We start from the raw sequence: 25,423 nt of genomic DNA, 5'->3' as shown, positions 1-25,423 counted from the left end.
CAGCACGTCCTTTCAGATGGAACATACCTGCCTCATGGTTCAAAGTTTACCTGATTGCTTGTCTTTTTGCTACCGCCCGGAAAATTGAGTCTTTACCATACATTGGATAAGGCAGTACACTCTGTATATCAGGTTAATTCCCATATGAAAGGACATCCTCCTATGAAAATAGTCATAACCGGCGCAACCGGCGCGCTTGGCGGCCATGTCATCCGTCATCTGCTGCAAACCGTTCCGGCCGCTCATATTGTTGCCGTTGCCCGCCATCCGGAGAAGGCCGCTGCCCTTGCGGAGCTTGGAGTTGAAATCCGGCAGGGGGACTACGATGATCCTTCGTCCCTTGCGTCAGCATTCCAGGGCGGAACCAAGCTTTTGTTCATTTCCAGCCCCTCCATGGACGATGCCTTACGGGTGGTCCAGCATGCCCAGGTGGTGAAGGCTGCCCGGGATGCAGGTGTCCGGCATATCGCTTATACCGGCTTTGCTTTTGCCGAGGACAACCCCTTCGCTCTTGTTCACCTGGCCACCGAATATGCCATACGCGCTGCCGGAATTCCCTATACCTTTCTTCGCAACGCCGGTTATCTGGAGTTTTTCGTGAACCCTGCCGCCGTCCAGGCCAATCTCCGCTCCGGGCGTATCATCACCAATTCCGGTCAAGGCAGAGTGAATGCGGTAAGCCGGTATGACCTGGCATTAGCCGCGGCAACGGTGCTCACAGGAGAGGGCCACGAAAACAAAACCTACACCCTTGTCTCCGGCGCACCCTGGAGCTTCGATGAGTTGGCCGGTTTGCTGACTGAGCTTTCCGGCACAACGGTGGCCCACCAGGCAGTTTCCTTCGAGGAAGAGAAGCGTATGCTCGTTCAGGCCGGATTGCCTGAAGCCGTGGCCCAGATGACGGCCTATATCTACAGCACGGTATCCGAAGGCAAAATGGAGCGGGGCGGCAGCGACCTGGCACGGTTGATCGGCTCCGAAACACCCCTCCGCGAGCATATCAGAGGGGCTCTGCAGGAATAAAATACGACATGATTTACGAAAAAGGAGTTATGCAATATGAGCAGAAAGATCACGATTTTCATTGCGGGGGATTCCACCGCAGCCACCAAGCTGCCGGACAAAAAACCGGAAACGGGATGGGGGGAGCGTCTGCCGGATTTTTTTACCGATCAAGTGGAGTTCGACAATAAAGCCGCCAATGGCCGCAGCTCCAAAAGCTTCATAAACGAGGGCCGTCTGCAGCAGGTGGCCGATGCGATCCGCGAGGGCGATTTTTTCTTCATCCAGTTCGGGCATAACGACGAAAAGCCCAAGGAGGATTTATATACAGAACCTTCCACAACCTATAAGGACTACTTGAAGCAATATATCGAGGTGGCCACGAATGCCGGGGCCCATCCCGTGCTGCTCAACTCCATACATAGACGGGCTTTTGACGAAGGCGGGCGGATCAAGGACAGCCATGGAAGCTATCCGTCCGCAGTTCGGGAGCTGGCTGCCGAGCTTTCGGTGCCGTTTATTGATATGACGGAGCGGAGCCGGAGGCTTCTGGAGGAGACGGGGGAGGAGCCCTCCCAAGCCTTTTTCCTGTGGCTGCAGCCTGGTGAACACCCCAATTACCCGGAAGGCGTCCAGGATAACACCCACTTCTCGGAAAAAGGCGCGTTGGAGATGGCCCGACTGGTTGCGGAGGGCATCAGGGAGCTGCAGCTGCAGCCGTTGGTTAGCTTGATGAAATGATTTCATACGTTACACGAAGGGAAGAACCCATCTCACCCATGAAAATTATCGTGACCGCAGGAGCGATCATTAAAGATACAGCGGGCAGAATCCTGCTTCAAAGAAGGTCGGATTACGGAAACTGGGGATTGCCCGGTGGGGGCATGGTGCCTGGCGAAGCAGTTGAGGAGACGATGAAGCGGGAGGTTCTTGAAGAAACGGGGTTGGAGGTTATCAAGTCCGAATTTTATGCTGTCTATAGCGGAGAGAGAATGCAGTATACCTACCCGGATGGAAATCAGGTTGTGTTCGTCATGTTTTTGTTCCATGCGGAAGCGAACTTGGAAGGAAAGCTGGGCCAGGACGGGCAAACCCTGCTGTTTCAGGATGAAGCTCGAGAATCCCTGCAGCTTCAATTTTTCCATTTAGAGGACATGGAATTGGAGCAAATCAGTTCTGTCCAACGGCCGGTATTTGAAGACCTTCGGAAGAATCTCACATCCACTTTGAGGACATAAAAGGAGAAAATATGCCCTACCCTTTTGACTGCATTACAGAGTTTATGTTTGTAGAAACTGCGCTTGAACCCGCGGATGTGATTCTGATTCCGGGCGGAAGCCATCCTCAGCTTATGGAAAGAGCGGCTGACTTGTACCATCAGGGATTGGCCCCTTATATTTTGCCGTCAGGGGGGCCGACCAAGAATGTTGCGTCTACGGAATGGGAGTTTCTCCGGGAGGTTGGAGTCGGACGTGGCGTTCCACAAGAGGTCATCCTCAGGGAAGACCAGGCTTCCAATACTTTCGAAAACGCCAGGTTTTCCTGGAAGGTCCTTCAACAACATGGCATTCTTGTCCAAAGGGTAATCCTGGTCTGCAAATCCTACCATGCCCGGAGGTCCTTGTTGACCTATCAGACCGTTTTCCCGCAGTCAACCACGTTTATGGTATGTCCGGTTGCGGACAAAACAGGCATAACCAAGGACAACTGGTATCTGGAGGAGCATAACATCAAAAAGGTCATGGGTGAGCTTACCAAAGTGGGCCAATATTTCGCCCATCACATTCCTAATTGGGTCAGAAAATAAAAGATCCCGCCAGCTCTAGGCTGACGGGGAAGTGTTCAATCCATTGCTTTATAGTACATACAAAAGCCGCTGTTTGCTCCATCATAGACATAACCGTTGTCTGCATAAAAGGAATTGAGGGTGCTGTTGTCCGCGATGCAGTCCAGGCGCATCCATGTTTTACCTGGGAAGTGGATGCCGGAGGTGCACCAGTTCAGAATCGTCCGGCCCAGCCTGGTGCGGGCGTATTTCCGGCGTACCGCTAACCGATGCAGATACACAGCTCCGTCGCCGTCAAAGGCTTTATCTCCCCAGAGCTCCCGGTCCCATTGACTTGGTTTGCTTAACAGCAGAACCATACCGGCGATTTCACTATCCCGCTTGAACACCAAAACATCCCCGCGCCGAATAGCGTCTGCCGTATGATGGGAGTCCTTGCCCTCAAGCAATCCTGCCCATTGCGTCGACCCGCGGCTTTTCAGCCATTCTGCGATCTCTACCAATAGAGCCATCACATCCTCCGTATCCCGGAACTGGGCAATGGCCACTTCAAACCCGTCGGTTGTGGCGGGTTGCGTTATTCGATAAGGCTGTACCATGGTTTTCCTCCTCAGGCACTTATAAGCTTTTAGCGATAATCAGGGTGGGGTTGTCCGCCAGGGATACTTCCTCCCCGGAGGAGAGATAACGGATGACGGGGCGCTGCATGTGCTCGGTGATTTTGATGACGATGGCCTCTTGGCCGTCCTGCATCCCGATCTTCGTGCCCGGCGGGTAGGACGGGACGGAATTGACGAAGGCGCGCACGATATCCATACGATAGGCGGTATCGCTTAAGGTCATGATGTGCTCCATCGCCATATGCGGGGGCATGTCCTTGTCGGAAATCAGCTCCTCATACAAACTGCAGATGCCGCAGATCTGCGCATATTCATGGAAGGTATCTCCCGATAGTCTGCGGGGATAGCCGGTGCCGTCCATTTTTTCCCGGTGTTGAAAAATGACGTGAGCCGAAAGCAGACTGAATTCGCGGATGCTCCGGATCAAATTAAAGCCAACCTCCGGGTATTCGGCCGGGTCCTTCACGATGACCGATCCGATATTGTGCAGCAGGCAGCCAACGGCCACATCCCGCATCATGATTTCATTGTAGCCCAGGTTCCGTGCTACCTGTAAGGCCAGCAAGGCCACATTCACCGCATGGGCATAGGGCCGCAGCGGGTCCGGCAGGGTTTGCTCGGGAACCGGAAGCAGCACGGGATGGTTACGGATTTCCATTAACAGCCTGCCCACGGCGGCCAGCAAATTTTTGATGGGGAAGGAAACGCCTTTTTTGGGGGAGTTAAAAAATTCCTCCACCACCGCCACCACATCCATCCAGGTGGGGACATCGATCATCTCTTCCAAGGTGATGCCGCGGGTTTCGAAATCCTCCACGATCAGTTGGCGGACGCCGATCTGCAGCAGCTTCTCCAGATATTTGGGGTGAATGACATGATGCGCTGCCAGCAGCACCCGGCGGTGGTGGTCAAAAATCGGCTTGGCCAGTTGCATCGTATTGTGGTCATATTTGGATATATGAATGATTCTCATGCGGCGACTCCTTGTACTCAACATTCAATAGGGTAAACATCCAATGAATACTATATCAAAAACCCCGCACCGAATGCGAGGCTATTTTCCTCTTGTTATATAGTCCCAAATTAACATGCGGATGGGCCTCATTCCATCTCTGGATGACGCAAAGCCTCTATAATAGGGTTATGATAAGGGGAAAGGACAAAAGGAGGAGAATCGATGAACCCCAAACAGGTGGCCGCTGAAAAAGCGGTGGAGTTTGTGGAGGACGGAATGATCGTGGGGCTGGGCACCGGTTCGACGGCATTTTGGGCTACGCAAAAAATCGCGCAGCGGATTTCGGAAGGACTAACGATCCGGGCGGTTGCCAGTTCAGCAAGCACGGAGGCGTTGGCCGGACAGCTGGGAATTCCGCTGGTTCCCTTCTCCGGTATTGACCATATCGATATCACCATTGACGGAGCGGATGAAGTGGATGATCAATTAAACTTGATCAAAGGCGGGGGAGGGGCCCTCCTGAGAGAAAAGATTCTGGCCCGCAACAGCAGCAGATTCTATGTGGTGGTGGACGAAACAAAGCGGGTGCACCGTCTTGGCCGTTTTCCGCTGCCGGTTGAAATCGTACCGTTTGCTTCGAATTTAACCATTCACCGGTTACAGGAATTGAACTGTGAGCCCGTTGTACGGATGGTGCAGGGCAGTCCGTTTATAACGGATAACGGCAACCTGATCGTGGATTGTAGCTTTAAGGAGATTCTAAACCCGGTGGAGCTCCAGCAGCAGATCAACCTTATTCCGGGAGTGGTGGAGAACGGTTTGTTTGTGGGTATGCCAACAGCTGTGGTTGTTGGTTATGGGGATGGGACAATTCAAATTTTGGAACCGCAAAATAGGAGTGGACATTCATGAAAGCCTTAATTCTGGCCGCCGGCTACGCCACACGTTTATACCCGCTGACGCTGAATAAATCGAAGGCATTACTGCCCATTTTCGGTGAAAAAACAGTAGTGGATTTTATTATTGAACAGCTAGAGAATATTGACCGGATCTCACAAATCATCATCGTGACCAATGATAAATACATACATGCTTTTGAGGAATGGCTTGGGGCGCGCCGGTTCAAAAAAGAAATCAGGCTTGTTAATGACGGAACAGCATCCCTTGAAGACAAATTAGGAGCAATAGGCGACATGCAGTTTGCCATCGAACAGGAGTACATTGAAGAAGACCTGCTCGTATTGGCGGGGGATAATATCTTTACCTTGGATTTGAGCGGATTTATTGCGTTTTTTGACCAATCAGAACGGGATTGTGTCTTGGTCAAGCAGACGGATAACCTTCAGGAGCTGCAGAGCATTGGTGTGGTTGAATTGGATGCCGGCCAACACATCCTGTCGTTTGAGGAAAAACCTCTTGTCCCACAGTCGAATATTGGGGTTTACGCCATCTATCTGTATAAGAAGGAAACCCTGCCGCTGATCAAGGACTACCTGAGTGCGGGCCATAATCCGGATTCTCCAAGCCGTTTTCCGGAATGGCTCATCCATCACAGGGACGTAAGGGCTTATTTCGGCGAAGGGGAGATATACGATATCGGGACCCATGAGGCTTTAGATGAAGTGAGGCACATCTTCAGGACAAACAGCTAGGCCGTGTTTGCAAACCCGCTTGAGGGCATCTTTCACCGCCTTTTCGCCCCATCCTGCGTTACTTTCGCTTGACGTACCCCCCGGTACGCCTTCACGAAAGTGCCTTGTTTGGAACGAAAATTCGGCAAAATCTGCTCCCCTCGGAGTTTGCAAACACACCCTTGGAAAAAATAGAGATCATGAGGAGCGGGATTATGAATACGCGCAAAGAAGCAGAGGCCGCTTTAGCGGAATTTATGGATTCGAACGAAAAAGTTGCTCTATTGACGGGCACCAATGAATACCGGAAGCGTGTGCTGGCGCTGGAAACCTTCGTTAAGCAGGAGGCGGGGCTAAACATTTTATTCAGAGCCAATTACATCGATAATTTTCAAGTGTATTATGCACATTTCGATATCAAATTCAAGGTGGGCAAACCCTATCGGCTGGAAAACCATACCTTGTACATAGACACCATCCGGGAAAACTCGTGGGATAAAAGTCCGCTCGAAGTGGATCATGCCGTGTTGTATCCTTTGGAAGGGGCTTCTCTTCTTAAAGAACGGGCAAGGCTCAAGCTCATGGACGACCTGCTTCGCAGAGTTTCGGGAAAAATTATTCTTGTGGATCATGGCAGCACGGGCGAAAATGCGTGGTTATCGGATTTTGTAGATAGACGTGTGTCGTATGATGTGGAGGAGGATGATCCGGTGTTCAGCCAATTGAAGAAGGAATTTGATATGGATTATATAGAATAGCCGTACTCCAATGATCCAATAGGAATCAAAAAATCGAAATAGAGAAGCTCCTGTCAACCGCCGGGGCTTTTTTTGTCGGAAATAAAATGTGCGAAATACAGGAAATCCCATCTTTTTGTATTAGGTATACATAATACCCTAATACGAGGTGGAACCCATGTCGTCATACTGCTTTATTTGTCATGGCAACATCAGATTAATTGGCCCGTTAACTCTTGAGGAGGCCACCAAGGAGCTATTCGAATTAAAGCGGACGTTCGAGGGACTATACATTGAGATCATAGATGAAAAAACAGGAAGGGTGGTGGGGCGGATCCCGAGGAGGGGGTAGGGGGCAGGTGAGAATAAGTTGGTGGAAAATTTGGATATTACGAAACCAGCAGAAACTGTAAAACCAGCTATTACAAGGATGTAGATGCGAGAGATAGTTCAAGAGTGCTTCGTGAAGGGTATCATAATATTCATAACTCAGTCGTGGCTGAGAAAAACCTAAACCCCAGGAATAATATGAATCAAATTTCGATCCGACATAAAATCATTAACAACCCCACCAGCAGATACTTTGTCAGTGGGGTTAAGTCCCCCTTCACTCCAGCCGTGGAATTCGACCAATCGTTTCTAATGTTTGCTTGAACGCTTCCTTGTACACACAGGAGCTGCACAGCTTCCAGGTCCAGTATCTTCCCGAATGCACCAGTTTGGCCGCTATTTTCACCAGATGGGTGCGAATCGTTTCCATGTGACTGAGTTTCAAGCTCTCCGTCAAGCAAAGATGGCGAAACCAGTTATTGAAATTGTACGCCAACATGGCGATTTGCAGTTTGACTTCATTGGTTTTAATCACGACACGACGTTGGCGGTTCCAGCTTTTAGCTGATACAGAACCTCCGCCATATAGACCTGGCGCTGACCCAGGCGAGTGGATGGCCTGGGCAAGAGCTTGAAGTCGGGCATTGGCTTTCAGACGAATGACGTAGTGCTTCTTCAGGGCTTCAATCAACTCGTACAGCTCCGGGACGGAAAAGCCACTATCCCCTCGAATCAGGATGAATGCGCCTGACGCCAAAGCTTCATAGCGGTAAAACAGCGGCTTTATAAACGAGACGATATCACGAGAGGTGTATACATTGCCGGGACGCAGTTGGGCCTTCAGGTAATCGCCTGTCAACCCGTCAAAGCAAAACTGGCATGATCATCGGTATGATATCCGCTCACGTGTTGATATTTTTTTGAAGGACTACCTCAGAGTTGGGATGATCCCGGTGGACCACGTGATCATTGACGATCAGTCTCTCTTTTACGGTTTGGCACAAACCCAGCTTATGATCGAAAGACTTGTATAAAAGCAATCTGGAATCGGAAGTGAGGTCACCGCCCTTAAAGTTCACTTTCACCAGGGGGTTGAAATTCATCTGGTACTCCTGTAACTAGGGCGTGTCTGAAAACTCCGAGGGGAGCAGCTAATAGCCAAATTTTTGTTCATGGCAAGGCACTTTTGCGCAGGCGTACCGGGGGTACGTCAAGCGAAAGTAACGCTAGCTCGGGACGAAAAAGCGCTAAAAGGTCATCCTGGTGGGGGACGGCTGCAAACAAGGCAAGGAAGCCAACCGGATGCCCGGAGTCAAAAAGCTCCACCAGGAATCAGAGAATTCCGCCAAGGGGGAGTACATCTTCGGCCATCTGTTCGGCGCTATCGGCATTCTGATGGGCACGCCCCGGAAAGGGTTCTGCCTGCCCCTGTTTGTGAATCTTCAGGATGGGGGTGAAGAGGATTTTTGGATGGAGCGAGCAGTCGGATCGACAGGAGTCCCATGTGGTTCAGATGATCGACCAAGGCTATGCCGCAGCCCGTGCCTTCGGTCAAGCGTTGTTGCTCCTAGATCGGTACTTTTTTTTGACGGTTCCCGCTTTGCAGCGGTTGAACCAGTGGAACCGATCCGGCAGTGCCCGGATGGATCTGGTGACCAAGGCCAAATCCAACGCCGTTGCCTATGAACCTCCCGGTACACCTGCCACAGGCCGGGGCCGTCCCCGAAAAAAAGGGGCAAAGGTGGCACTGGCCGAGCTGTTTCAAAGCCGCGCTGCCGCGTTGCAATCCGCTACCGTGAGCGTGTATGGCAAAGAAGAAGCGGTAAGCTACCTGTATCTGAATTTGCTGTGGGGTCAAAGGGGGTACCAGGAGCTGCGGTTTGTGCTGGTCAAAATGAACGGGCGATGCTCCATTCTGGTCAGCACCGATCTGACCCTGGACCCGGTCGAGATCATCGAACTGTATGCCGCCCGGTTCAAGATCGAATGTACCTTCCGGGCGCTGAAGCAGTCCATCGGCGGATTCAACTACCATTTCTGGAGCAAGTCCATGCCGAAGCTCAACCGGTATTTGAAGAAGGACGAGGTTCATCCGTTGGAGCTGGTGGAAGATGAGAAAGTGCAACGGGACATTTGCCTGACGGTCAAAGCGATTGAAGGGTATGTGATGTGCAGTTGTATCGCCATGAAAGTGCTTCAGTTGATAGCGATCCGGTATTCCTCGCGGGAGTCTGGGCGGTTCTTTCGATATCTGCGGACACCCAGTACCGGTATCGTTTCGGAGGCAACGGTCATGGCGTATTTGCGCAAATCCATTTTCCGCCTGTTTGCTCAAAACCCGCATCTGAGCATAACGAAAATAATCCTGTCCCAGCAGCAGCGCCTTGATGATGATGCCGATTTTCTGGCTTCTTAGCCATTAGAACTTTTCACTGTCTAGTAATTTAGTGGATACAACTTTTGTGATTTTAGATAAAGTATTGAAATGTTCGTATAGTAACTCATGATCATCAAATGAAATTTCAAACTTAGTTTCTAATGCAACAATAAGTATTATCGTTTTCATAGAATCTAGTCCGACTAAGCTCAAATTCATACAGCTGGTTATTGACTCAGGCTGGATCGAGAGAACAGATCCAATTATTTTACTTATTGTGGGAATTATCTCATTTTTCATACTATTCAGCCTCGAATTTTTTTGAATAGTAAGGGTGTAATTCCGTTATGTCGTTTGAATAAATCAGAGAATTGTGAAGCGGATACATAACCTAACCGATTGGATATTTCTTTTATGCTCATATTAGTTGTTTCCAACAGGATCTTTGCTTTATCCATCTTCATCTTCTGGAGATGCTTCATTGGTGAAATTTGAAAAACTTTTGAGTATACGTTGCTCAAATAAACAGGATTACATTTTGTAAATTCAGCCAATTGTTGTAGGGTGATTATCTCCTCACAATGGTGGCGCAAGTAACGATTAACTTTAATTAATCGTGCATCAATTGATCCATGGGGCTTGGGTTGTGAATGAATTAACTCTTGGGAGGGGGGGGCTGACCATTGTTCCAGCAGTTGGGATGCCATTTTCTCAATTTCTGTTATTCGTGAATAATCCTGAAACAGGGGAGAGAACAGATCTCGTAATAAGGCTCCTTTAATAGGGTAAAATTGAGAAATGAAGGGTGTATGGCTAAAAGAAATCTTGGTGTCAATGTGGAGCTTGACAACTCTTATAAACGTAGGATTTGGGCCACAGTTATGTAAATCTAGGCGTTGTGTAAGCACACAATCACCGACATCAAGCCTCGCATGACATTTTCCCCAGATCACGCGAAGGGAATTTAATGTTTCAATGTAAACGAAATCGGTATCAGTAATAAAGAATTGCAACGTTCGGCCAGCTGGGAGGCATTCATTGGGGACAATGGAAATAATATTAACCATTAACACCATATCCTGTTTTTGTATTTTTAAATACTATAGCAAGATTTTCTGTCAATAACAATACATCGATGATGAAACAATATGGAGATATTGCTAGCTTTTGTAGGTTAAGATTACACAATTGACCACGTGAATGACAATACCAAAATTCACGTTACAATAACAATGTCTAATGGGGAGGATTAATTTTGCCTTAATCTACAGACATACACCTGGATTTACAGATTTCAACAATTTTTATTGAAAATAGTATAGTTCCGAATTAGAATATATAAAAAGTGAGTTTTTGACTCGAATTATTTAACAAAAATTGAAGAAAACTGACCTGATTGCAGGAGGATCATGATATGGCATTTTATTATGCGGAACCGTCGAGAACATTTAATGAGTTTCTCCTTCTTCCCAATTTGACTAAAAAGGATTGTGTACCTGACAACATTAATTTAATGACACCAGTCACGAAATATAAACAAGGGGAAGAATCGGAACTACGGTTAAACATCCCGCTGGTCTCTTCGATTATGCAAGCGGTATCGAATGATAGTATGGCTGTTGCTCTAGCTAGAAATGGCGGTCTATCCTTTATTTTTGTGTCTCAATCAATTGAAGCCCAGGCTGAGATGGTCAGTAAAGTGAAAAAGTTCAAAGCTGGTTTTGTTGTTAGTGACGCCAATGTAAGGCCTGAGGATAGCTTGATTGATGTAGTTAAGTTAAAGGAACAAACAGGGCATTCAACCATTGCAGTAACGGATGATGGTACTTCTCATGGAAGGCTGCTTGGAATGGTAACAAGTAGTGATTACAGAATCAGCAGAGCGGATTATTCTCAGAAGGTCAAGGAATTTATGACCCCATTTCATAAACTAGTTGTAGGTAAAGAAGGGATAGCTCTGTCGGAAGCCAATGATTTGGTATGGGCGCATAAGCTAAATTGTTTGCCGGTCATTGACAAAGAACAGCGACTGTTGCACTTGGTATTCCGTAAGGACTATGAACTGCATAAAGCAAACCCCTATGAGCTATCTGATGATAAGAAACGATTGCTGGTAGGTGCAGGCATCAATACAAGGGATTATACCGAGAGAGTACCAGCATTACTGAAAGCGGGAGCTGATGTTCTATGCATCGATTCCTCAGATGGATTTACGGAATGGCAGAGTGATACGTTATCGTGGATTAAAAACACATATGGGGAAAAGGTTAAAGTTGGTGCAGGGAATATTGTGGATAAGGAAGGTTTTTTATTTCTAGCCGAGGCGGGAGCCGACTTTATTAAGGTGGGTGTTGGACCCGGCTCAATCTGTATTACGAGAGAGCAGAAAGGAATCGGAAGAGGGCAGGCCTCTGCACTTATTGAAGTTGCGCAGGCAAGAAATGAATACTTTATCAAAACAGGAGTTTACATCCCCCTTTGCTCCGATGGTGGAATTGTTCATGATTATCAGATTGTTTTGGCACTGGCAATGGGGGCTGACTTTGTTATGATGGGGCGTTATTTTGCACGCTTTGACGAAAGTCCAACCAAAAAGCTGATGATTGGTTCTAATTTTGTGAAAGAATACTGGGCAGAAGGTTCGAACAAAGCGAGAAATTGGCAGCGTTATGATCTTGGAGGAAATAAGGAGCTGGAGTTTGAAGAAGGCGTGGATAGCTATGTTCCATATGCAGGAGCATTAAAGGAAAATGTAAACCTCACAATTAATAAAATGAAGTCTACCATGTGCAATTGTGGTGCCAAATCGATTCCTGAACTCCAGCAGAAGGCGAGAATAACGTTGGTCTCTTCCACAAGTATAAGAGAAGGTGGCGCCCATGATGTAATTCTTAAGGAAAATAATCTAAAGGAAATTTAACAGGTGACAACAATGCTGGATATAAAGGCTCACAATGTTAACGAACTGATCGATATGGTTAAGCAAAGCATTTTGTTTGACCAGTTTAAGAGGAAATCTGGAGGAAGCTGTGACTATTATGTCCATGGCAGACGGATGGTTCTGGATTCGGGTGTCCTCCTGGCCTGTTCGAATCGAATGCTTGACCTTGCTATCAGGCTTAAGGTATCTCATGTCGGTGGAGAAGTAGCTTCAGCATTACCTTTAGTTGGTTCAATGATTACTCTAGCGGCAATGAAAGGGTATGCATTGGATGGTTTTTTCATCCGGGAGGCAGTGAAAGATCATGGCTTCAGCCATATGGTGGAAGGCGAATTAAACAATAATTCCACCGTACTACTTGTAGACGATGTAATCGGCAAGGGAAGTGTTGCGCTGAGAACCAGCAGACTTTTACGCCAGCAAGGGGTAGCCGTAAAAGGGTTTTGTGCAATAGTGGACCGATGTGAAGGTGCCAGTGAACTGCTTCAGGCCGAGGGTTTGGAGTTGTTTTCGTTATGTACAACTGATCTTCTGAAGGAATGGATCGATCATAATATTCTTTTGAAGAGGAAGCTGCTCCATGCTGAATAGATATAAGGTAAGCGGGCTCAGAATTGCAGTAATTGGCGGCTCCGGATTTTATCATATGAACGGTTCGAGTAAAAAAGTTTTAATTGAAACTCCTTACGGGGCTCCAAGCGCACCCATTACCATCGCTGAGATAAACGGGTTTCCAGTGGCATTTCTCCCAAGACACGGAGATGATCATCAAATTCCTCCTCATAAGATCAATTATAAAGCGAATTTGTGGGCATTGAAGCAAGTAGGAGTAGAACGAATTATTTCTACCGGTGCGGTCGGCAGTCTTAGAGCAGAATGGAATGTTGGAGATATTGTCATTTGTGATCAATTTGTTAACAAAACTTGGAATCGTGCGGATACCTATTACGACGGACCCGTAACCACACATATTTCCGTATCCGACCCCTATTGTTCAGAAATGAGAGAAGCACTTATCGAATCAGGGCGTGTGCTTCAATTAAATGTGCGAGAAGATGGAGTATTGCTTGTAATTGAAGGTCCAAGATTCTCCACGCGGGCTGAAAACAGAGATTGGTTTCGTTCAGGGTATGATCTGATCAGCATGACTCATTATCCTGAGGTTGTATTAGCAAGAGAGTTAGGAATGTGCTACACCTCTGCCTGCCTGATTACAGATTACGCCAATATATTGGGTGCCGCGCATGGTATGAATAGCCATTCAGGGCATAAGGATGTCATTGAAGCATACGCCAAGCATAAAGAAAATTTGGTTAGGTTGATTGAGTGGACGATAGCTGCCATCCCTAAGCAAAAAGGTTGCCAATGTAGTGTGGGTCTCGAATCAGCCAGAGCAGACTCCGAGCTTGTTGCAAGCTCCAACAAAGTGCAGCTATTCGATGAACAGAGTGAAAAGCAGTTGCGCTATGGGCATAACCCCCATCAGGTCGCAAGATGGAATGATTCAGGTTTGCCCAGATGGACTCTCGTATCGTCTTCCCATGAGAAACAGAATATGTTGTCTTTAACCGACCTTCAAAACATAGATAAGGCATCCAGAATTCTTAAATATCAGCTGAATCCGGCTGTAGTGATCATCAAGCATGGCTTAGTGACAGGGGCTAGCTATGGTGAAGAACCACTTGAAATGCTCTACATGAAGGCTTTACAGGCGGATCCTGCAGCTGCCCGTACAGGCACAGTTGCTATAAACCGCAAGATGAATGCAAGCCTTCTCCAAGTTATCTTGCAACATGGGTTTGATGTGATTGCTGCAGCGGAATGGGAGCCTGATGCCTTGGCATTCATGACTAATAGCAATACTGTATCGCGGGCAACTCCAAGACTAGTCTCGATAAGCAGTACGCAGGAAATATCGACTTTCAGAGATACGCCTGCTACCTACTTGGAACGGTATACATTTTGCAATGGTTCTTATGCTGAGGAGGATCCGTTCACCAGCAGAGTGCAAACTATTGGGGATTTTAGCTTTTATTGTACCGGTGATGAGACCATCCTCACCGGAGAACAAAAGAGCGATATGTTGTTTGCATGGTATTTGACTGTTAACAGCCGAACTAACAGCGCTGTCATTGTTAACAGCAAACATGTACTTGCTGTTAGCGCAGGTAATCAAGATGGAATTTCTGCTGTAGAGCTTGCTCTCTATAGAGCAAGCTCTCGTTACAGGGATTTTACGAATATAAAAGGTAGTATTATGGCTACAGATGGTAATTTTCCTTTCGAAAATCCATCTCAATTGCTAGCCGATCATCAGATAGAATGGATTATTATGCCCGGTGGTGCAACCAATGATATGGAGATTATCAAAACATTCAATTCATTGCACATTAATGTAGCTTTATCCGGCGAAAGATGTTTTTGCCATTTTTAAACGTACTAAGATAAGAGGTGACCATATTTGTTTGAAAAATTTATCAATAATCTATCTGTCTTGAGTTCAGAGCTCCGGCATGTATCTTGTCGTTCCCGAAAACTGATCGAAACAACCAACGAGGTCAATGCTTATGGGGAGATGTCGTTATACATTGACAAACTCTTTGAAGACATTATTATTAAGCATCTTGCCAAGGAGCCGTTTGTTCAATCTATCTATAGTGAAGAATCAGGTATTATCCAGTTGAGAAATGAGGGTTATATTGTGATTGTTGACCCTTTAGACGGCACACAAAATTTTAAGATGGGCTTGTCTTATTATGCAGTTACGATAGCTGTGTTAAATCCACATCTGGAAGTAGAAGCAGCTTATGTGGTTAACCTGGTCTCCGGTAATTACTACAGCGCCGTAAAGGGTAAGGGTGCCTTATGTAACGGCTCCAGATTCTATACCAGGAAGCAATCAAGTATACGGGAAGTTGATGCTATTTACGTTGGCCTATCTCGGAATGTGACCGAATTAAACTGCTTGTCTGCCATCACGCAGCGAATAAAGAGTTTTCGGGCTATGGGCTGTGCCTCACTTGATTTGTGTTGTTTGGCTATTGGGAATTGTGGATTATTTCTTGACTTGAGCTATACCGCAAAATTAGTGGACGTGCTGGCATCTTCGTTCATCGCTGAGGAAGCTGGGGCATTGGTTACCAGCTTGATAGGTATCCCGATTACGGATATACCGTCTAAAAGTACAAGCTTAAGCGATGCCGTTTTTAAAAGCAAATTTCAGGTGCTGGGAGCGGCTAATACAAGTATCTACGATTTTGCATACAATACCTGTATGGATATGGAGATGCGTTATAATGAAGAGCTGGTTTAATTCAAGATCACTTGTGAACAAAGCAGATTTGGATCGTATTTACAAATATGAGAAGTTTTCTGACAGTTTGTGGCTTTACCCGGAACACGTATTGAGCCATTGGGAAAGCACGGATAAGTATATCGATATCCCAGAAGAAGTAAACCGGGTCTACAACATGTTGGGAAGGCCCACTCCTATCACGAGGGCAAAGGAACTGGAAGAGTATTTGGGTACGGATTGTAAAATTTTTTTCAAACGAGAAGATTTACTACCAAACGGGAGCTTCAAAATTAGCTCGGCTATCCCACAAGCTTATTTTGGTTCTATTGAAGGCCGAAAGGAAGTTATAACGGAAACAGGGGCTGGGCAAACAGGAGTTGCTGCTTCATTGGCAAGTTGTTTATTTCACATGAAATCAACGATTTTTATGGTGCGTTCAAGCTTTAATCAAAAGCCGCTGCGACGCAAGCTTATGGAGGTATATGGATCTAAGGTCTATCCTTCTCCATCAGAGATTACTCAATATGGAAAGCAGCAACTGGCAATGGGGAATGACTCAGGATCCATTGCCAAAGCAACCTCAGAGGTTTTTGAGGTTCTCTCAAAGATTGATAACGGAATGAATATAGCGGGCAGCTTGTTGGATTTTACATTGACTTATAACAGCGTTATCGGATTGGAAAGTATTGCTCAACTGAAAGAGATGGGCATAAAGGCAGACACTGTGATAGGTTGTGTTGGTGGTGGCAGTTCATTTGGAGGTTTGGCTGTACCCTTTATTGATTTGTGCGATTCTACCGAAATCATCGCTACCGAATCGGCCGCCATTCCTACCTTAACTAAAGGTGAATACAAGTATGATTATGCTGATGGTGAAGGAGAGAGCAATCCGTTGTTAATGTATTCGCTGGGACACCAATATCAACCCTCGCATATGCATGCTTCGGGACTCCGATATCATGCTGCATCACCCATTATTTCTTACTTAGTTCATAAAAAGCGGATTCGCCCCGTTGCTTATGACGAGGAAATTTCCATGAAATCAGCGATACAGTTATCCAGACTGGAGTCATTTCTTGTCTCACCGGAATCCAGCTATACGATCCAAGCAGTCATGGAAACAGCGAAAACCTATCATGGAACAGGAAAAGTCATATTGGCCCTTGTTACCGGTTGCGGGCATCTTGATCTTGATGCATATGGAAAATTTATCAGGGATGAAGATTAATCATGACAACCAGATTGCATTTGAACGAAAATCTGTTTACATATGCTGATTCTCCTGTTCTCGCCGGACTGGTAAATCATATTAATGAGACAAGCCTTTATTCAGATATGGAATATAAAGAATTAAAGGAAGTATTGGCAGATTGGCTGGGCTTCCATGAGAATCAGCTAGTGTTGGGCAACGGTTCCTCCGAATTGATTCAACGCATTTATATGGATTATTTGGGTGAAAACGGAAAGGCAATTTACCCATGGCCCTCCTACGTTCTGTACAGCGAGTTGGAAAACATTCATGGCTCACCTGCTTGCAGAGTGCCATTGGACCGAAATTACAAAGTGGATTTACAGGCTATTGTAGATCATATTAACAGGGAAACCATGCTGATTATACTTTGTAACCCTAATAATCCGACAGGTACTGTTTTTACAAGCAAAGAATTAAATGAATTTATGTCCAAGGTTCCAGACAATGTTTTAGTGTTGGTCGATGAGGCATATATGGACTATGTTCCCAATAATAAGGAATATACTGCTTTGACCCTTGTCAATCAATGGAGCAACTTATTGGTGGTCAGGTCATTTTCCAAGCTTTATGGCTTGGCTTCTTTACGGATGGGATTTGCCGTTGGTACGGAGGAAACAGCCTCATGGCTTCAAAGCAAGCTCCCCAACTGGAACATTAACCGGATCGCTGAGGCAGCAGCAAAAAGTTGTCTGGAGCATCTCACCTATTTTAACCAAGTTCGTGATCAGGTCCATCTTGAAAGAGTATGGGTCTATGAACAACTGAGCCAGTTAGGTTACAAAGCAGTGCCGACTTTAACTAATTTTATTTATGTGTGGGATACGGAAAGTTGGCTGCAGAGTATGCTAGAACAGCATGGAATCAAAGTAAAGAGGTTAATAGAATCCGATTGTGAGGCTATTCGAATTACGATCGGCAGAAGACAAGAAAATGAATTGCTGATCAATGCACTGAAACTACTGGTATCCCGGAGGTAGAAAAATGCAAATCACATTTAAGAAACACAATTTACCCGGTAAGCTAATCGCTGTTTGCGGTACTGACGGTACAGGTAAGACGACGCAAATTGACTTGATGCAGCAGTATTTATCATCAAAGGGCCTGCCAGTCTTGCTAACCAAGCAGCCTACACAAGAGAGTCGGGAGTTACCTTTGTTCGAACGCTATATCTTTCACCCGGAAGAGCGTAGCAAGATAGATTACAGAGCGTTGATGTGCCTGCTAATGGGAGACCGATTGCAGCACATTCATGAAATTATCCTTCCTGCACTGGAAGCTGGGAAGATCGTAATAACAGACAGGTATATATTTACAATGATTGCTACTATGCGAGCCCGGGGGTACAGAGATGAAGGCTGGGTTTTTGATCTTTGCAGGCATATTGTTGAGCCGGATATTACCTTTTTGTTCGATGCTCCATATGAATTGGTCGAAAAAAGGATTAGAGTCCGTAAGGAATGGAAGGATGCTTATGTGGAGCGGGAGCATTTGACCAAATACCAGAATGAGTTCAGAGGACTTCTGAATGAGGCGGATATAAAACGGATAGATACTTCGAAACAGGATCCGCAGGTGGCTTTTGGACAAATCCAACTGGTCATTAACCAGAAGTTAGATTTGGTCAAAACAGGAGGAATAAAATGAAATGTATGCCAAAAAATCATTATGCTGAGCTGACACAAGAACAAGAGTTAGTCATGCAATTGGTCAATTTTCGTAATCCTGCAATTGAGCGGATTTGTGAATTAAAAGATAACAGAACCGACTGGGCAGCAGTTATGGGCCACTTGACGTATAACAGGGTTGCTGGAATCGCTTATGATGTGGTCAAAATGTGCATCTCTCAAGTTGGAGCTGTATTCAATAGAGAGTTCCGTTTTGGATTGTACATGATTCAAGAGATGCAAAGCATTAGAACAACTGTTTGTAGACAGGTATTGTGCGAAGTAGCAGAAAAGCTGGTCGCCAATGGCTTACCTCATGCATTTCTTAAGGGATCCATTCTAGCCCACTCTATTTATGCACCCGGTTGTAGAGTTTCCAATGATATCGATTTGCTGGTAAATTCAGATGATCTGACACAATGCGGAAACATACTAAAAGAGTTGGGCTTTATTCAAGGCTTCTTCGATCGTACAAGAAACGAGATTAGGTCTGCCACCCGAAAAGAAATCTTGAACTATCGCATGAATTATGGGGAGATTGTACCGTTTCTCAAAAAAACGGACGAACCAGGGCTGAATGTTATTGAAATTGATATTAATTTCTCTCTGGATTGGGTGTCTGAAGGTACAGGTGAAGCTGTTGCTGCTTTTTTGAACCAGACGGAAGATTATAGTCTGGATGTGGGGCAAAGTATTAAATCGCTAAAAACTGAATTTTTCCTTGCGCATCTATGTGTTCACTTATACAAGGAAGCATATGTTCTGGAATGGGTCCAAGGACAAAGGGACTTGAGTTTGTATAAGTTTACAGATATCTATGGCTTTATTACAGCCCCTGATTTAATGATCGACTGGGGTCAGTTTGTTCGAATTGCAGTAAACTATGAAATTAGTAAGGAATGCTATTATGCACTGGAGTATACCCGATTATTCTTTCCGGTTTTGAATGATGATGTTGGTTTTATAGGAGCGCTGCAGCTAATCAAGCCTGATGATCTTTCATATCTCAATGAAATTGTAGATGCTGCTAATCCAGGTATTCGATACAGATGGGAAAAGAACTTATTAGACCGTTTCTTTGATATGAAGCGGGCTGATAGTCTTATACGTGTCTGATTCTAGAAGGAGCTGCTATGAGCCGCCTCAACTATTCTATAGACTTACTGCAGAATACTTATGGAATAACGTGTATAGAAAATCAGTTTATCTCTGCACTTAAGTATTTGAATGCACCCTATCAGGCTGCTTATGTCGAAAGTTATATCGACTTGTATGATACCGTTTTGTCCTTTTATAAATTACAAATAGAATATTCCTACTATAAAGGTTTGGACCGTGTTCAGGTTGTTAGCAGCAAATTGGATTTTGCTGAGATAAACAGTCAGGAAGAAAGTTTTAGCAACATGTTAATTACACTGGAACATTCTATTCACCGAGGGTGTCCTATCTTTATTCATGTTGATCCCAAAAAACTACCTCGCAGTGGCGAAATAATACCATGGAGAGAGGATCATTTTATAGCTCTTTATGGATTAGAGCAAAAGACAATATATGCACTTGATGATGTACCGCGGCGATTAATTGAACTCTCCTATGAAGCTGTTCATGAGGCCTATCAAGGTACCGTGATTGAACTCAAGCTACTTGCCGGCTTGAATAGATCTTCGTATTTAGAAAAGTGCAGAGATCAAATGAAATTCATTGCAAGCCAAAGTAAACGCCTACCTTACTGGAACATAGACGATATGCTTCAATTTGATGAAAAGAGTATTGTTTATCTTCGTGACGCTTTAGGTATTGTCAGAATATCCAGAAGGCGAATAATAGCGTGGCTTCATTGGCTTGCCGGTGAATACGGTATAAGAATCGTTGGGATACAAGAGGATCTGGCTACAGTAATTAATAGTCTTGACCGGTTGTATGCCATGGTTGAAATGTACAGATTAAGAAACAAGATTAATTACAAATTCATAAATGACCAATTCGAGGAAATGGTGAACTTGGAAATGGCCTGGATTATAAAGTTAAATGAGGAGGGTATACATGGCTAATATAGAGCAAGTAGTAGAAGTGATTGAAAGTCGAGCTATCGGAGCAAAGGGACTCCAAGTTGGAGCAAGCACTTCCTTAAGGAATGAATTGGGACTGGATTCACTTAGACTTGTGGATATCATGATTTCACTAGAAGAACGGTTTGATATTACATTTGATGAATCTGATTTAAATCCAAGTGGACTACAAAATGTAGGAGATCTTCTATTACTGATTAACAAGTCGCTGGAGGGGGCATAAGTGAGTTTATGGACGGTCCTGAAGGAGAGACTTAAGCTTTATGAATACAGAGAAGCTTTAATTTTGGATAAGGGGGAGGTACTGCTTTATGGGGAGATATTGAATAAGGCTGAATCATTAGCAATTCAGATTTCCATGACCACCTCGCCGCGCAGCAGGATTGGCTTCTTACATTCACGCTCCTACACCGATGCTATTAGCACCTTAGGAATTCTGGCAGCCCACTGCACAGTAGTTCCCATGTCTTTGCATTACGGAATCTTGAACTGTTGCCAAGTCATTGATAAGGCAGAGTTAGATCTTATCTTATCGGATTTGGCTGTTTTACCACCTGAAATCATAAAATTAACAGCCAAAAAGGAAATTAAGATCCTCTCTTTTCATGATGATGCTGTATCCACACCATCTAAGTTATTAGCACAACCGGAGGAAGAAATGGCTGAAAACGAACTGGCTATGATTATGTTTACATCGGGCACAACCGGTTCGCCTAAAGGAGTCATGTTAAGTCATCATAATATCATTTCCAATTTAGCTGATATTGCGGACTACTTTTGTTTGAATGAGGATGACTTAATCTTAATTTGCCGACCTCTCTATCATGCGGCAGTCATGACTGGTGAATTTTTACATGCATTGCTATCCGGATGTAAAGTAACCTTTTACGATGATGGGTTTAATCCAAAACGGTTATTATCTGTAATGAAGCAGAGAAAGTGCACAGTCATGTGCGGAACACCAACCATGCTGTATAATTTGTCCGTTTTTAGGAAACAGCAAGACGAAATATCTATAAATAAGATTGTGGTCAGTGGGGAGAGTCTTCTTCCACAAATTGCTGATAGGCTGCTAGAATGCTTTCCAGGTGTCGACTTTTATAATGTCTTTGGACTTACTGAAGCTTCGCCAAGAGTGGCTTATCTAGAGCCGGCTTTGTTTCAAAGCAAGCAAGGTTCAGTTGGATTACCTTTAAAAAGTGTAACTGTAAATATCTGTAGCGAGGATGGCAGTACTGCTGAGACAGGCCAGATAGGGGAATTAATGGTGGCGGGGCCAAACGTTATGTTGGAATATTGGAGAGACAAGCAACTAACACATTCTAAATTGGTTAACGGATACTTGCGTACGGGTGATTTAGCCTATAAAGATGAGGATGGCTTTTTGTTCATTGTCGGTAGAATGGATCAAATGATCATACGTGGAGGAATGAATATTTATCCTCAGGAAATTGAAAATGCATTGTTGGAATGTGCAGAGATCAAGGAGATTGCAGCATGGGGACGTTCCAATCCGAAGTATGGCCAACAGGTTTGTATAGCATGTGTACCGCAAGTAAAAGGCCAGTTGAATAATGGTGATATTTTAGCAATATGCCGTAAAAAACTGGAGCCTTATCAGTGGCCAGATGAAATTGCTATTGTAGACCATCTTCCCCGGAATGCCTCAGGCAAGCTTTTACGGAAGGAACTATATTCTGCCATGTGTGATTTGGAGGATCGGCATGAAAAGCTCCATTAATTGTCTGATTGTCGGATGTAATGAAATGGACGTAGCCAGACATTTAAGTTATATCCGGCTTAAAGGTGGCAGCACTAGCGAGTATGAATATAATTTAAAAAACTGTGCTTATATTGAAAACAATCCCTATTCATTGGGAGAATTCAGCAGTAGATATTTAGGTATGCCATACAGTGAATGCGATAGTATTCCTAGAGAAATAGCTTCTATAGCTACCTATCTCTATGAAAAAGAGTTTCAGATTGAAATGATTGATTCCTTCCAACGTCAAAAACAATATATTATCGATATCCTTGCTAAAAAGCATGTTCATACGATCCTCATTCCTACCGACATGTATCATTCGATCATTCCGATTCGTGATATGATTTCCTTCTTTAAAACCCATTCGTTTCATGTGCCGATTATTTTATCCGGGAATGTAATTATTAATGAAACCAATCATAGTCAGCCTGATCACTATGTGCAATCGGTACTAAACAGTTTAGGGGGAGATTATTATGTTGCGGAACATTCTCCTGAAAGAGCTATCGGTGAAATTATAGAGCATGTCGTACAACAAAAGGCATTAGGTCATGGTAACAATGTCTTCTACAAAGAAAATGGGCACTTTGTCAAATCCTCTTTAGTGAATATAGAAAATGAGACTTATTCTCGCAGAGTCGATTGGAGATTGTTTACGGACCAATTGCATGGACCGATTTTTACTATGGCATCGGCATCCTGTTCCTTCTCCTGTTCATTTTGCTCACACCCTCGAAGGAAGAGCTCCCATCGATCGCTCAGCATAAAAAATGTTGAAGATGAACTGAATAGTATAGCAGCATGCAACAATGTTAATACTGTGTTTTTCTCTGATGATACATTTAATGTCCCTCTATCAAGGTTTAAGGAGATATTACAATTAATAATTCAAAAAAAGTACAAATTCCACTGGTTTTCCTTTATTAGATGCCAATATCTAGATGAAGAAACCGTTAAGCTCATGAAGGAAGCTCGGTGCAGAGGGGTTTACTTGGGCATAGAATCAGGAGATCAGGACATGCTCGACAGAATGAATAAGGGAGTAAGTGTGAGTGATTACAGACAAGGAATTCAGCTATTAAAGCAATATGATATTATGACAATTGCTTCACTAATTATTGGATTTCCGGGTGAGGATCATTGCTCTATAGATCATACCATCAATTTTATTAATGAGACGAAGCCGGATTTTGTTATTCCTTTGCTGTGGTTTTATTCTTCATTAGCACCTGTCGAACGTGACAAAAGGAAATTGGCTATTCAAGGAGCAGGGTACAATTGGAAGCATTGCAGTATGGACGTACAAGAAGCTTTAAAATGTATAGATAAGTTGCTTTTTGGTATATACGAAAGTGTTTGCGTGCCCGATTTTAGGTTTTCTTATAAAGGGTTAATTACTTTGCTTGATAAGGGATTGTCTATAATGGAGCTTAAATCTTTGGTAACGAAATTTAATGAATACAGAAAAAATCGACAATTGGAAAGGAATCATAATTATGAGCATCTCGGATGCAATCCTAAAACTGCAAAAACGTGACAATGAGCTTTCTGTCGATCAATATAATGCAGAGATCGAAAGGTTGGTAAGGAATGATCAAAGAGTTAGAGTTATTCCGTATTGGTACCCCTATTATGTATATAACTATCAAACAAAAAGCAATAATATCAATGAATTGGTAAAAAGTGCATGGCTGGAGAGACGGTATGAATCGGATACGATGGCTATTTATCTCCATGTTCCTTTCTGTAAACAGAAATGCGGCTTTTGCCAGTGGTATACGATCGTTAAACCGGAAGAGGAATATGAGGTTTATACCAACTATATTATCAAGGAAATTGAAATGTACTCCCAAGTTATTAATATGAGCGGAAAAAAAGTGAAAAGCATATTTTTTGGTGGGGGAACTCCGAATTTACTGACTATTGACCAGATTGGGAGGATTGCCAGAACGTTGCATAAGCATTTTGATACATCTGCTGTTGAGGAATTTTCCATTGAAGTATTCCCAGATGCTTTAACAGAAGAGTATGTGGCGGGGTTAAGGAGCCTTGGATTTAACCGGGTGAGCATGGGAGTGCAGACATTTGACACTGATGCTCTCCAAAATGATTATAAACGAAGAGCGATAGATGCAAAAGCCAGGTACTTGGATATTATTTCTAACATTAAAAAGAATAATATGATATTGTGTATCGATATGCTGGCTGATTTGCCGAACCAAACCTTCGGAAGAATCAGAAAAGATTTGGATGAAATTATATCGATATCACCTGAACAAATTGCGTATGCCTATGTTGAATACAGAAACGCGTTAATAAAAAAGGATTTAGACTATATCCCTACTTATACAAATCGAAAAGCATGTTATTTTCATACTGCGAACAGATTGACAGTTGATGGTTATGCACAAATCGATGATATGATGTTTTCAAAAAAACATGTGCCCCTGTTTTGGGTGGATTTAAGATCTATCGCCTCTGTTGAAATTGCTTTTGGTCCCCACGGGAGAGGGTACACTTTCAATGGTTCTGCTTATATGAACGGAGACTATGATTTCTGGAAAGAAAACCTCGAAAAAGGGCAGTTCCCCGTTTTTTCGATAGAAAAGCTTAATGATGAAGATCTGATATTGAAGTATCTGACAACAGGCACTTACTATGGACGTATTGATATCGATGAATTTAAAAGCCGATTTTCTTGTTCTCCCCAAGATATTTTCCCTAATTTTTTTAAGGCCTGTGAGCAATCTGGACTTATCGAAACAAGAGACTATGAGAAGGTGCATGACTATTATAATTATATGAATAAAGAAAAGCAGAAGATCGATATGATAGAGCTTACTGAGATGGGAAAACATTATATGGAAGTTATGCGATTATTGCTAATCGATAAAAAATACAAAAGACGGCTAAAGATTGAGCAGCTTTCTGACTACAGCAACAGCTTCTATAAAGAGATTTGTAAAGATATCTTGTAAATCCAAATACCATCTCTGGAG

At 44.3% G+C, this 25,423-nt stretch carries 27 protein-coding genes and 1 pseudogene; 21 read left to right on the top strand and 7 right to left on the bottom strand.

All coding sequences use genetic code 11. From position 1 onward, the window contains the following. The first annotated feature begins 162 nt into the window (after positions 1-162). Genes ACI1P1_RS05665 through ACI1P1_RS05650 form a run of 4 tightly spaced genes read left to right on the top strand, consistent with a single transcriptional unit; the run spans position 163 to position 2,809 of the window. A complete protein-coding gene (locus ACI1P1_RS05665; RefSeq protein WP_416215401.1) occupies positions 163-1,023 on the top strand; it encodes an SDR family oxidoreductase in 861 nt (286 codons plus the stop codon). Positions 1,024-1,059: 36 nt separating this feature from the next. Continuing rightward, entirely contained in the window at positions 1,060-1,743 is a 684-nt protein-coding gene (locus tag ACI1P1_RS05660; RefSeq protein ID WP_416215400.1) for a rhamnogalacturonan acetylesterase, read from the top strand. Between the two features lie 38 nt (positions 1,744-1,781). Beyond that, positions 1,782-2,240 (top strand): NUDIX domain-containing protein, encoded by a 459-nt coding sequence (locus ACI1P1_RS05655; protein ID WP_416215399.1) that lies wholly within the window; start codon positions 1,782-1,784, stop codon positions 2,238-2,240. Between the two features lie 11 nt (positions 2,241-2,251). Beyond that, on the top strand, positions 2,252-2,809 hold the full coding sequence (locus ACI1P1_RS05650) for a YdcF family protein (protein WP_416215398.1): 558 nt from the start codon (positions 2,252-2,254) through the stop codon (positions 2,807-2,809). 35 nt (positions 2,810-2,844) lie between these two features. On the opposite strand, the gene ACI1P1_RS05645 is transcribed toward ACI1P1_RS05650, so the two are convergent. Together ACI1P1_RS05645 and ACI1P1_RS05640 are read right to left on the bottom strand one after the other, a co-directional pair. Beyond that, entirely contained in the window at positions 2,845-3,387 is a 543-nt protein-coding gene (locus tag ACI1P1_RS05645) for a GNAT family N-acetyltransferase (protein WP_416215397.1), read from the bottom strand. A 19-nt stretch (positions 3,388-3,406) separates the two neighbouring features. Continuing rightward, complete coding sequence (locus ACI1P1_RS05640; RefSeq protein ID WP_416215396.1) at positions 3,407-4,381, bottom strand: HD domain-containing phosphohydrolase; 975 nt, start codon at positions 4,379-4,381, stop codon at positions 3,407-3,409. 204 nt (positions 4,382-4,585) lie between these two features. Between ACI1P1_RS05640 and rpiA the strand changes: the two genes are divergently transcribed. The 3 genes from rpiA (at position 4,586) to ACI1P1_RS05625 (ending at position 6,752) form a co-directional block, all read left to right on the top strand. Beyond that, positions 4,586-5,275: a ribose-5-phosphate isomerase RpiA gene (gene rpiA / locus ACI1P1_RS05635; RefSeq protein ID WP_416215395.1), complete on the top strand. Its 690-nt coding sequence runs from the start codon at positions 4,586-4,588 to the stop codon at positions 5,273-5,275. Continuing rightward, complete coding sequence (locus tag ACI1P1_RS05630) at positions 5,272-6,015, top strand: nucleotidyltransferase family protein (protein WP_416215394.1); 744 nt, start codon at positions 5,272-5,274, stop codon at positions 6,013-6,015. Before rpiA ends, ACI1P1_RS05630 begins: the two co-directional genes overlap by 4 nt. A 194-nt stretch (positions 6,016-6,209) precedes the next feature. After that, positions 6,210-6,752 (top strand): hypothetical protein, encoded by a 543-nt coding sequence (locus tag ACI1P1_RS05625; protein WP_416215393.1) that lies wholly within the window; start codon positions 6,210-6,212, stop codon positions 6,750-6,752. Between the two features lie 586 nt (positions 6,753-7,338). Here ACI1P1_RS05625 and ACI1P1_RS05620 read toward each other — a convergent pair. The 3 genes and pseudogenes from ACI1P1_RS05620 to ACI1P1_RS05610 form a co-directional block, all read right to left on the bottom strand. Then, on the bottom strand, positions 7,339-7,596 hold the full coding sequence (locus ACI1P1_RS05620; RefSeq protein ID WP_416215591.1) for a transposase: 258 nt from the start codon (positions 7,594-7,596) through the stop codon (positions 7,339-7,341). Positions 7,597-7,602: 6 nt separating this feature from the next. Beyond that, positions 7,603-7,926 (bottom strand): annotated as a pseudogene (locus ACI1P1_RS05615) (transposase); the annotation flags it as partial. Between the two features lie 37 nt (positions 7,927-7,963). Then, positions 7,964-8,164, bottom strand: coding sequence for a hypothetical protein (locus ACI1P1_RS05610; RefSeq protein ID WP_416215392.1), 201 nt, complete (start codon positions 8,162-8,164; stop codon positions 7,964-7,966). Positions 8,165-8,574: 410 nt separating this feature from the next. Between ACI1P1_RS05610 and ACI1P1_RS05605 the strand changes: the two genes are divergently transcribed. Beyond that, entirely contained in the window at positions 8,575-9,477 is a 903-nt protein-coding gene (locus ACI1P1_RS05605; protein WP_416215590.1) for a hypothetical protein, read from the top strand. A gap of 3 nt (positions 9,478-9,480) precedes the next feature. On the opposite strand, the gene ACI1P1_RS05600 is transcribed toward ACI1P1_RS05605, so the two are convergent. Together ACI1P1_RS05600 and ACI1P1_RS05595 are read right to left on the bottom strand one after the other, a co-directional pair. Continuing rightward, positions 9,481-9,738, bottom strand: coding sequence for an acyl carrier protein (locus tag ACI1P1_RS05600; protein ID WP_416215391.1), 258 nt, complete (start codon positions 9,736-9,738; stop codon positions 9,481-9,483). Between the two features lie 5 nt (positions 9,739-9,743). Next, complete coding sequence (locus ACI1P1_RS05595; protein ID WP_416215390.1) at positions 9,744-10,505, bottom strand: AraC family transcriptional regulator; 762 nt, start codon at positions 10,503-10,505, stop codon at positions 9,744-9,746. 347 nt (positions 10,506-10,852) lie between these two features. Here ACI1P1_RS05595 and ACI1P1_RS05590 point away from each other — a divergent pair, with 347 nt between their 5' ends. From ACI1P1_RS05590 to ACI1P1_RS05530, 13 genes are read left to right on the top strand one after another with little or no spacing between them, the layout of a single operon-like run. Continuing rightward, on the top strand, positions 10,853-12,358 hold the full coding sequence (locus tag ACI1P1_RS05590) for an IMP dehydrogenase (protein ID WP_416215389.1): 1,506 nt from the start codon (positions 10,853-10,855) through the stop codon (positions 12,356-12,358). A gap of 3 nt (positions 12,359-12,361) precedes the next feature. Continuing rightward, entirely contained in the window at positions 12,362-12,970 is a 609-nt protein-coding gene (locus ACI1P1_RS05585; RefSeq protein ID WP_416215388.1) for an orotate phosphoribosyltransferase, read from the top strand. Continuing rightward, positions 12,960-14,813 carry an S-methyl-5'-thioadenosine phosphorylase gene (gene mtnP / locus ACI1P1_RS05580; protein WP_416215387.1) on the top strand — a complete coding sequence of 618 codons (1,854 nt, stop codon included), beginning with the start codon at positions 12,960-12,962 and terminating at the stop codon, positions 14,811-14,813. Before ACI1P1_RS05585 ends, mtnP begins: the two co-directional genes overlap by 11 nt. Before the next feature lie 27 nt (positions 14,814-14,840). Then, positions 14,841-15,692, top strand: a complete 852-nt coding sequence (locus ACI1P1_RS05575) for an inositol monophosphatase family protein (protein ID WP_416215386.1) — start codon at positions 14,841-14,843, stop codon at positions 15,690-15,692. Then, the gene (locus tag ACI1P1_RS05570) at positions 15,676-16,902 is read left to right on the top strand and encodes a TrpB-like pyridoxal phosphate-dependent enzyme (protein WP_416215385.1); all 1,227 of its coding nucleotides are present in this window, start codon (positions 15,676-15,678) and stop codon (positions 16,900-16,902) included. Before ACI1P1_RS05575 ends, ACI1P1_RS05570 begins: the two co-directional genes overlap by 17 nt. Before the next feature lie 2 nt (positions 16,903-16,904). Continuing rightward, complete coding sequence (locus ACI1P1_RS05565; RefSeq protein WP_416215384.1) at positions 16,905-17,903, top strand: pyridoxal phosphate-dependent aminotransferase; 999 nt, start codon at positions 16,905-16,907, stop codon at positions 17,901-17,903. A gap of 4 nt (positions 17,904-17,907) precedes the next feature. Further along, the gene (gene tmk, locus ACI1P1_RS05560; protein WP_416215383.1) at positions 17,908-18,570 is read left to right on the top strand and encodes a dTMP kinase; all 663 of its coding nucleotides are present in this window, start codon (positions 17,908-17,910) and stop codon (positions 18,568-18,570) included. Beyond that, positions 18,567-19,706, top strand: a complete 1,140-nt coding sequence (locus tag ACI1P1_RS05555) for a nucleotidyltransferase family protein (RefSeq protein WP_416215382.1) — start codon at positions 18,567-18,569, stop codon at positions 19,704-19,706. The genes tmk and ACI1P1_RS05555 overlap by 4 nt, the downstream gene beginning before the upstream one ends. Positions 19,707-19,723: 17 nt before the next feature. Further along, positions 19,724-20,641 (top strand): hypothetical protein, encoded by a 918-nt coding sequence (locus tag ACI1P1_RS05550; RefSeq protein WP_416215381.1) that lies wholly within the window; start codon positions 19,724-19,726, stop codon positions 20,639-20,641. Then, on the top strand, positions 20,634-20,882 hold the full coding sequence (locus ACI1P1_RS05545; protein ID WP_416215380.1) for an acyl carrier protein: 249 nt from the start codon (positions 20,634-20,636) through the stop codon (positions 20,880-20,882). The genes ACI1P1_RS05550 and ACI1P1_RS05545 overlap by 8 nt, the downstream gene beginning before the upstream one ends. Then, complete coding sequence (locus ACI1P1_RS05540; protein WP_416215379.1) at positions 20,883-22,400, top strand: class I adenylate-forming enzyme family protein; 1,518 nt, start codon at positions 20,883-20,885, stop codon at positions 22,398-22,400. Next, positions 22,384-23,961 carry a radical SAM protein gene (locus ACI1P1_RS05535; protein WP_416215378.1) on the top strand — a complete coding sequence of 526 codons (1,578 nt, stop codon included), beginning with the start codon at positions 22,384-22,386 and terminating at the stop codon, positions 23,959-23,961. The genes ACI1P1_RS05540 and ACI1P1_RS05535 overlap by 17 nt, the downstream gene beginning before the upstream one ends. Continuing rightward, a complete protein-coding gene (locus ACI1P1_RS05530; RefSeq protein WP_416215377.1) occupies positions 23,921-25,402 on the top strand; it encodes a coproporphyrinogen-III oxidase family protein in 1,482 nt (493 codons plus the stop codon). The genes ACI1P1_RS05535 and ACI1P1_RS05530 overlap by 41 nt, the downstream gene beginning before the upstream one ends. Positions 25,403-25,423 lie beyond the last annotated feature (21 nt).

It is taken from the genome of Paenibacillus mesotrionivorans (assembly GCF_046098205.1).
Taxonomy (GTDB): domain Bacteria; phylum Bacillota; class Bacilli; order Paenibacillales; family NBRC-103111; genus Paenibacillus_AR; species Paenibacillus_AR mesotrionivorans.
The sequence above is the reverse complement of the archived record's forward strand: the minus strand, read 5'-3'. Positions and strand labels throughout refer to the sequence as shown.

Bases quoted from the DNA above. Each gene is read 5' to 3' on its own strand.
- ACI1P1_RS05665 (WP_416215401.1), top strand. From the start codon at position 163: ATGAAAATAGTCATAACCGGCGCAACCGGCGCGCTTGGCGGCCATGTC.
- ACI1P1_RS05660 (WP_416215400.1), top strand. From the start codon at position 1,060: ATGAGCAGAAAGATCACGATTTTCATTGCGGGGGATTCCACCGCAGCC.
- ACI1P1_RS05655 (WP_416215399.1), top strand. From the start codon at position 1,782: ATGAAAATTATCGTGACCGCAGGAGCGATCATTAAAGATACAGCGGGC.
- ACI1P1_RS05650 (WP_416215398.1), top strand. From the start codon at position 2,252: ATGCCCTACCCTTTTGACTGCATTACAGAGTTTATGTTTGTAGAAACT.
- ACI1P1_RS05645 (WP_416215397.1), bottom strand. From the start codon at position 3,387: ATGGTACAGCCTTATCGAATAACGCAACCCGCCACAACCGACGGGTTT.
- ACI1P1_RS05640 (WP_416215396.1), bottom strand. From the start codon at position 4,381: ATGAGAATCATTCATATATCCAAATATGACCACAATACGATGCAACTG.
- rpiA (WP_416215395.1), top strand. From the start codon at position 4,586: ATGAACCCCAAACAGGTGGCCGCTGAAAAAGCGGTGGAGTTTGTGGAG.
- ACI1P1_RS05630 (WP_416215394.1), top strand. From the start codon at position 5,272: ATGAAAGCCTTAATTCTGGCCGCCGGCTACGCCACACGTTTATACCCG.
- ACI1P1_RS05625 (WP_416215393.1), top strand. From the start codon at position 6,210: ATGAATACGCGCAAAGAAGCAGAGGCCGCTTTAGCGGAATTTATGGAT.
- ACI1P1_RS05610 (WP_416215392.1), bottom strand. From the start codon at position 8,164: ATGAATTTCAACCCCCTGGTGAAAGTGAACTTTAAGGGCGGTGACCTC.
- ACI1P1_RS05605 (WP_416215590.1), top strand. From the start codon at position 8,575: ATGATCGACCAAGGCTATGCCGCAGCCCGTGCCTTCGGTCAAGCGTTG.
- ACI1P1_RS05600 (WP_416215391.1), bottom strand. From the start codon at position 9,738: ATGAAAAATGAGATAATTCCCACAATAAGTAAAATAATTGGATCTGTT.
- ACI1P1_RS05595 (WP_416215390.1), bottom strand. From the start codon at position 10,505: ATGGTTAATATTATTTCCATTGTCCCCAATGAATGCCTCCCAGCTGGC.
- ACI1P1_RS05590 (WP_416215389.1), top strand. From the start codon at position 10,853: ATGGCATTTTATTATGCGGAACCGTCGAGAACATTTAATGAGTTTCTC.
- mtnP (WP_416215387.1), top strand. From the start codon at position 12,960: ATGCTGAATAGATATAAGGTAAGCGGGCTCAGAATTGCAGTAATTGGC.
- ACI1P1_RS05570 (WP_416215385.1), top strand. From the start codon at position 15,676: ATGAAGAGCTGGTTTAATTCAAGATCACTTGTGAACAAAGCAGATTTG.
- ACI1P1_RS05565 (WP_416215384.1), top strand. From the start codon at position 16,905: ATGACAACCAGATTGCATTTGAACGAAAATCTGTTTACATATGCTGAT.
- tmk (WP_416215383.1), top strand. From the start codon at position 17,908: ATGCAAATCACATTTAAGAAACACAATTTACCCGGTAAGCTAATCGCT.
- ACI1P1_RS05555 (WP_416215382.1), top strand. From the start codon at position 18,567: ATGAAATGTATGCCAAAAAATCATTATGCTGAGCTGACACAAGAACAA.
- ACI1P1_RS05550 (WP_416215381.1), top strand. From the start codon at position 19,724: ATGAGCCGCCTCAACTATTCTATAGACTTACTGCAGAATACTTATGGA.
- ACI1P1_RS05545 (WP_416215380.1), top strand. From the start codon at position 20,634: ATGGCTAATATAGAGCAAGTAGTAGAAGTGATTGAAAGTCGAGCTATC.
- ACI1P1_RS05535 (WP_416215378.1), top strand. From the start codon at position 22,384: ATGAAAAGCTCCATTAATTGTCTGATTGTCGGATGTAATGAAATGGAC.
- ACI1P1_RS05530 (WP_416215377.1), top strand. From the start codon at position 23,921: ATGAGCATCTCGGATGCAATCCTAAAACTGCAAAAACGTGACAATGAG.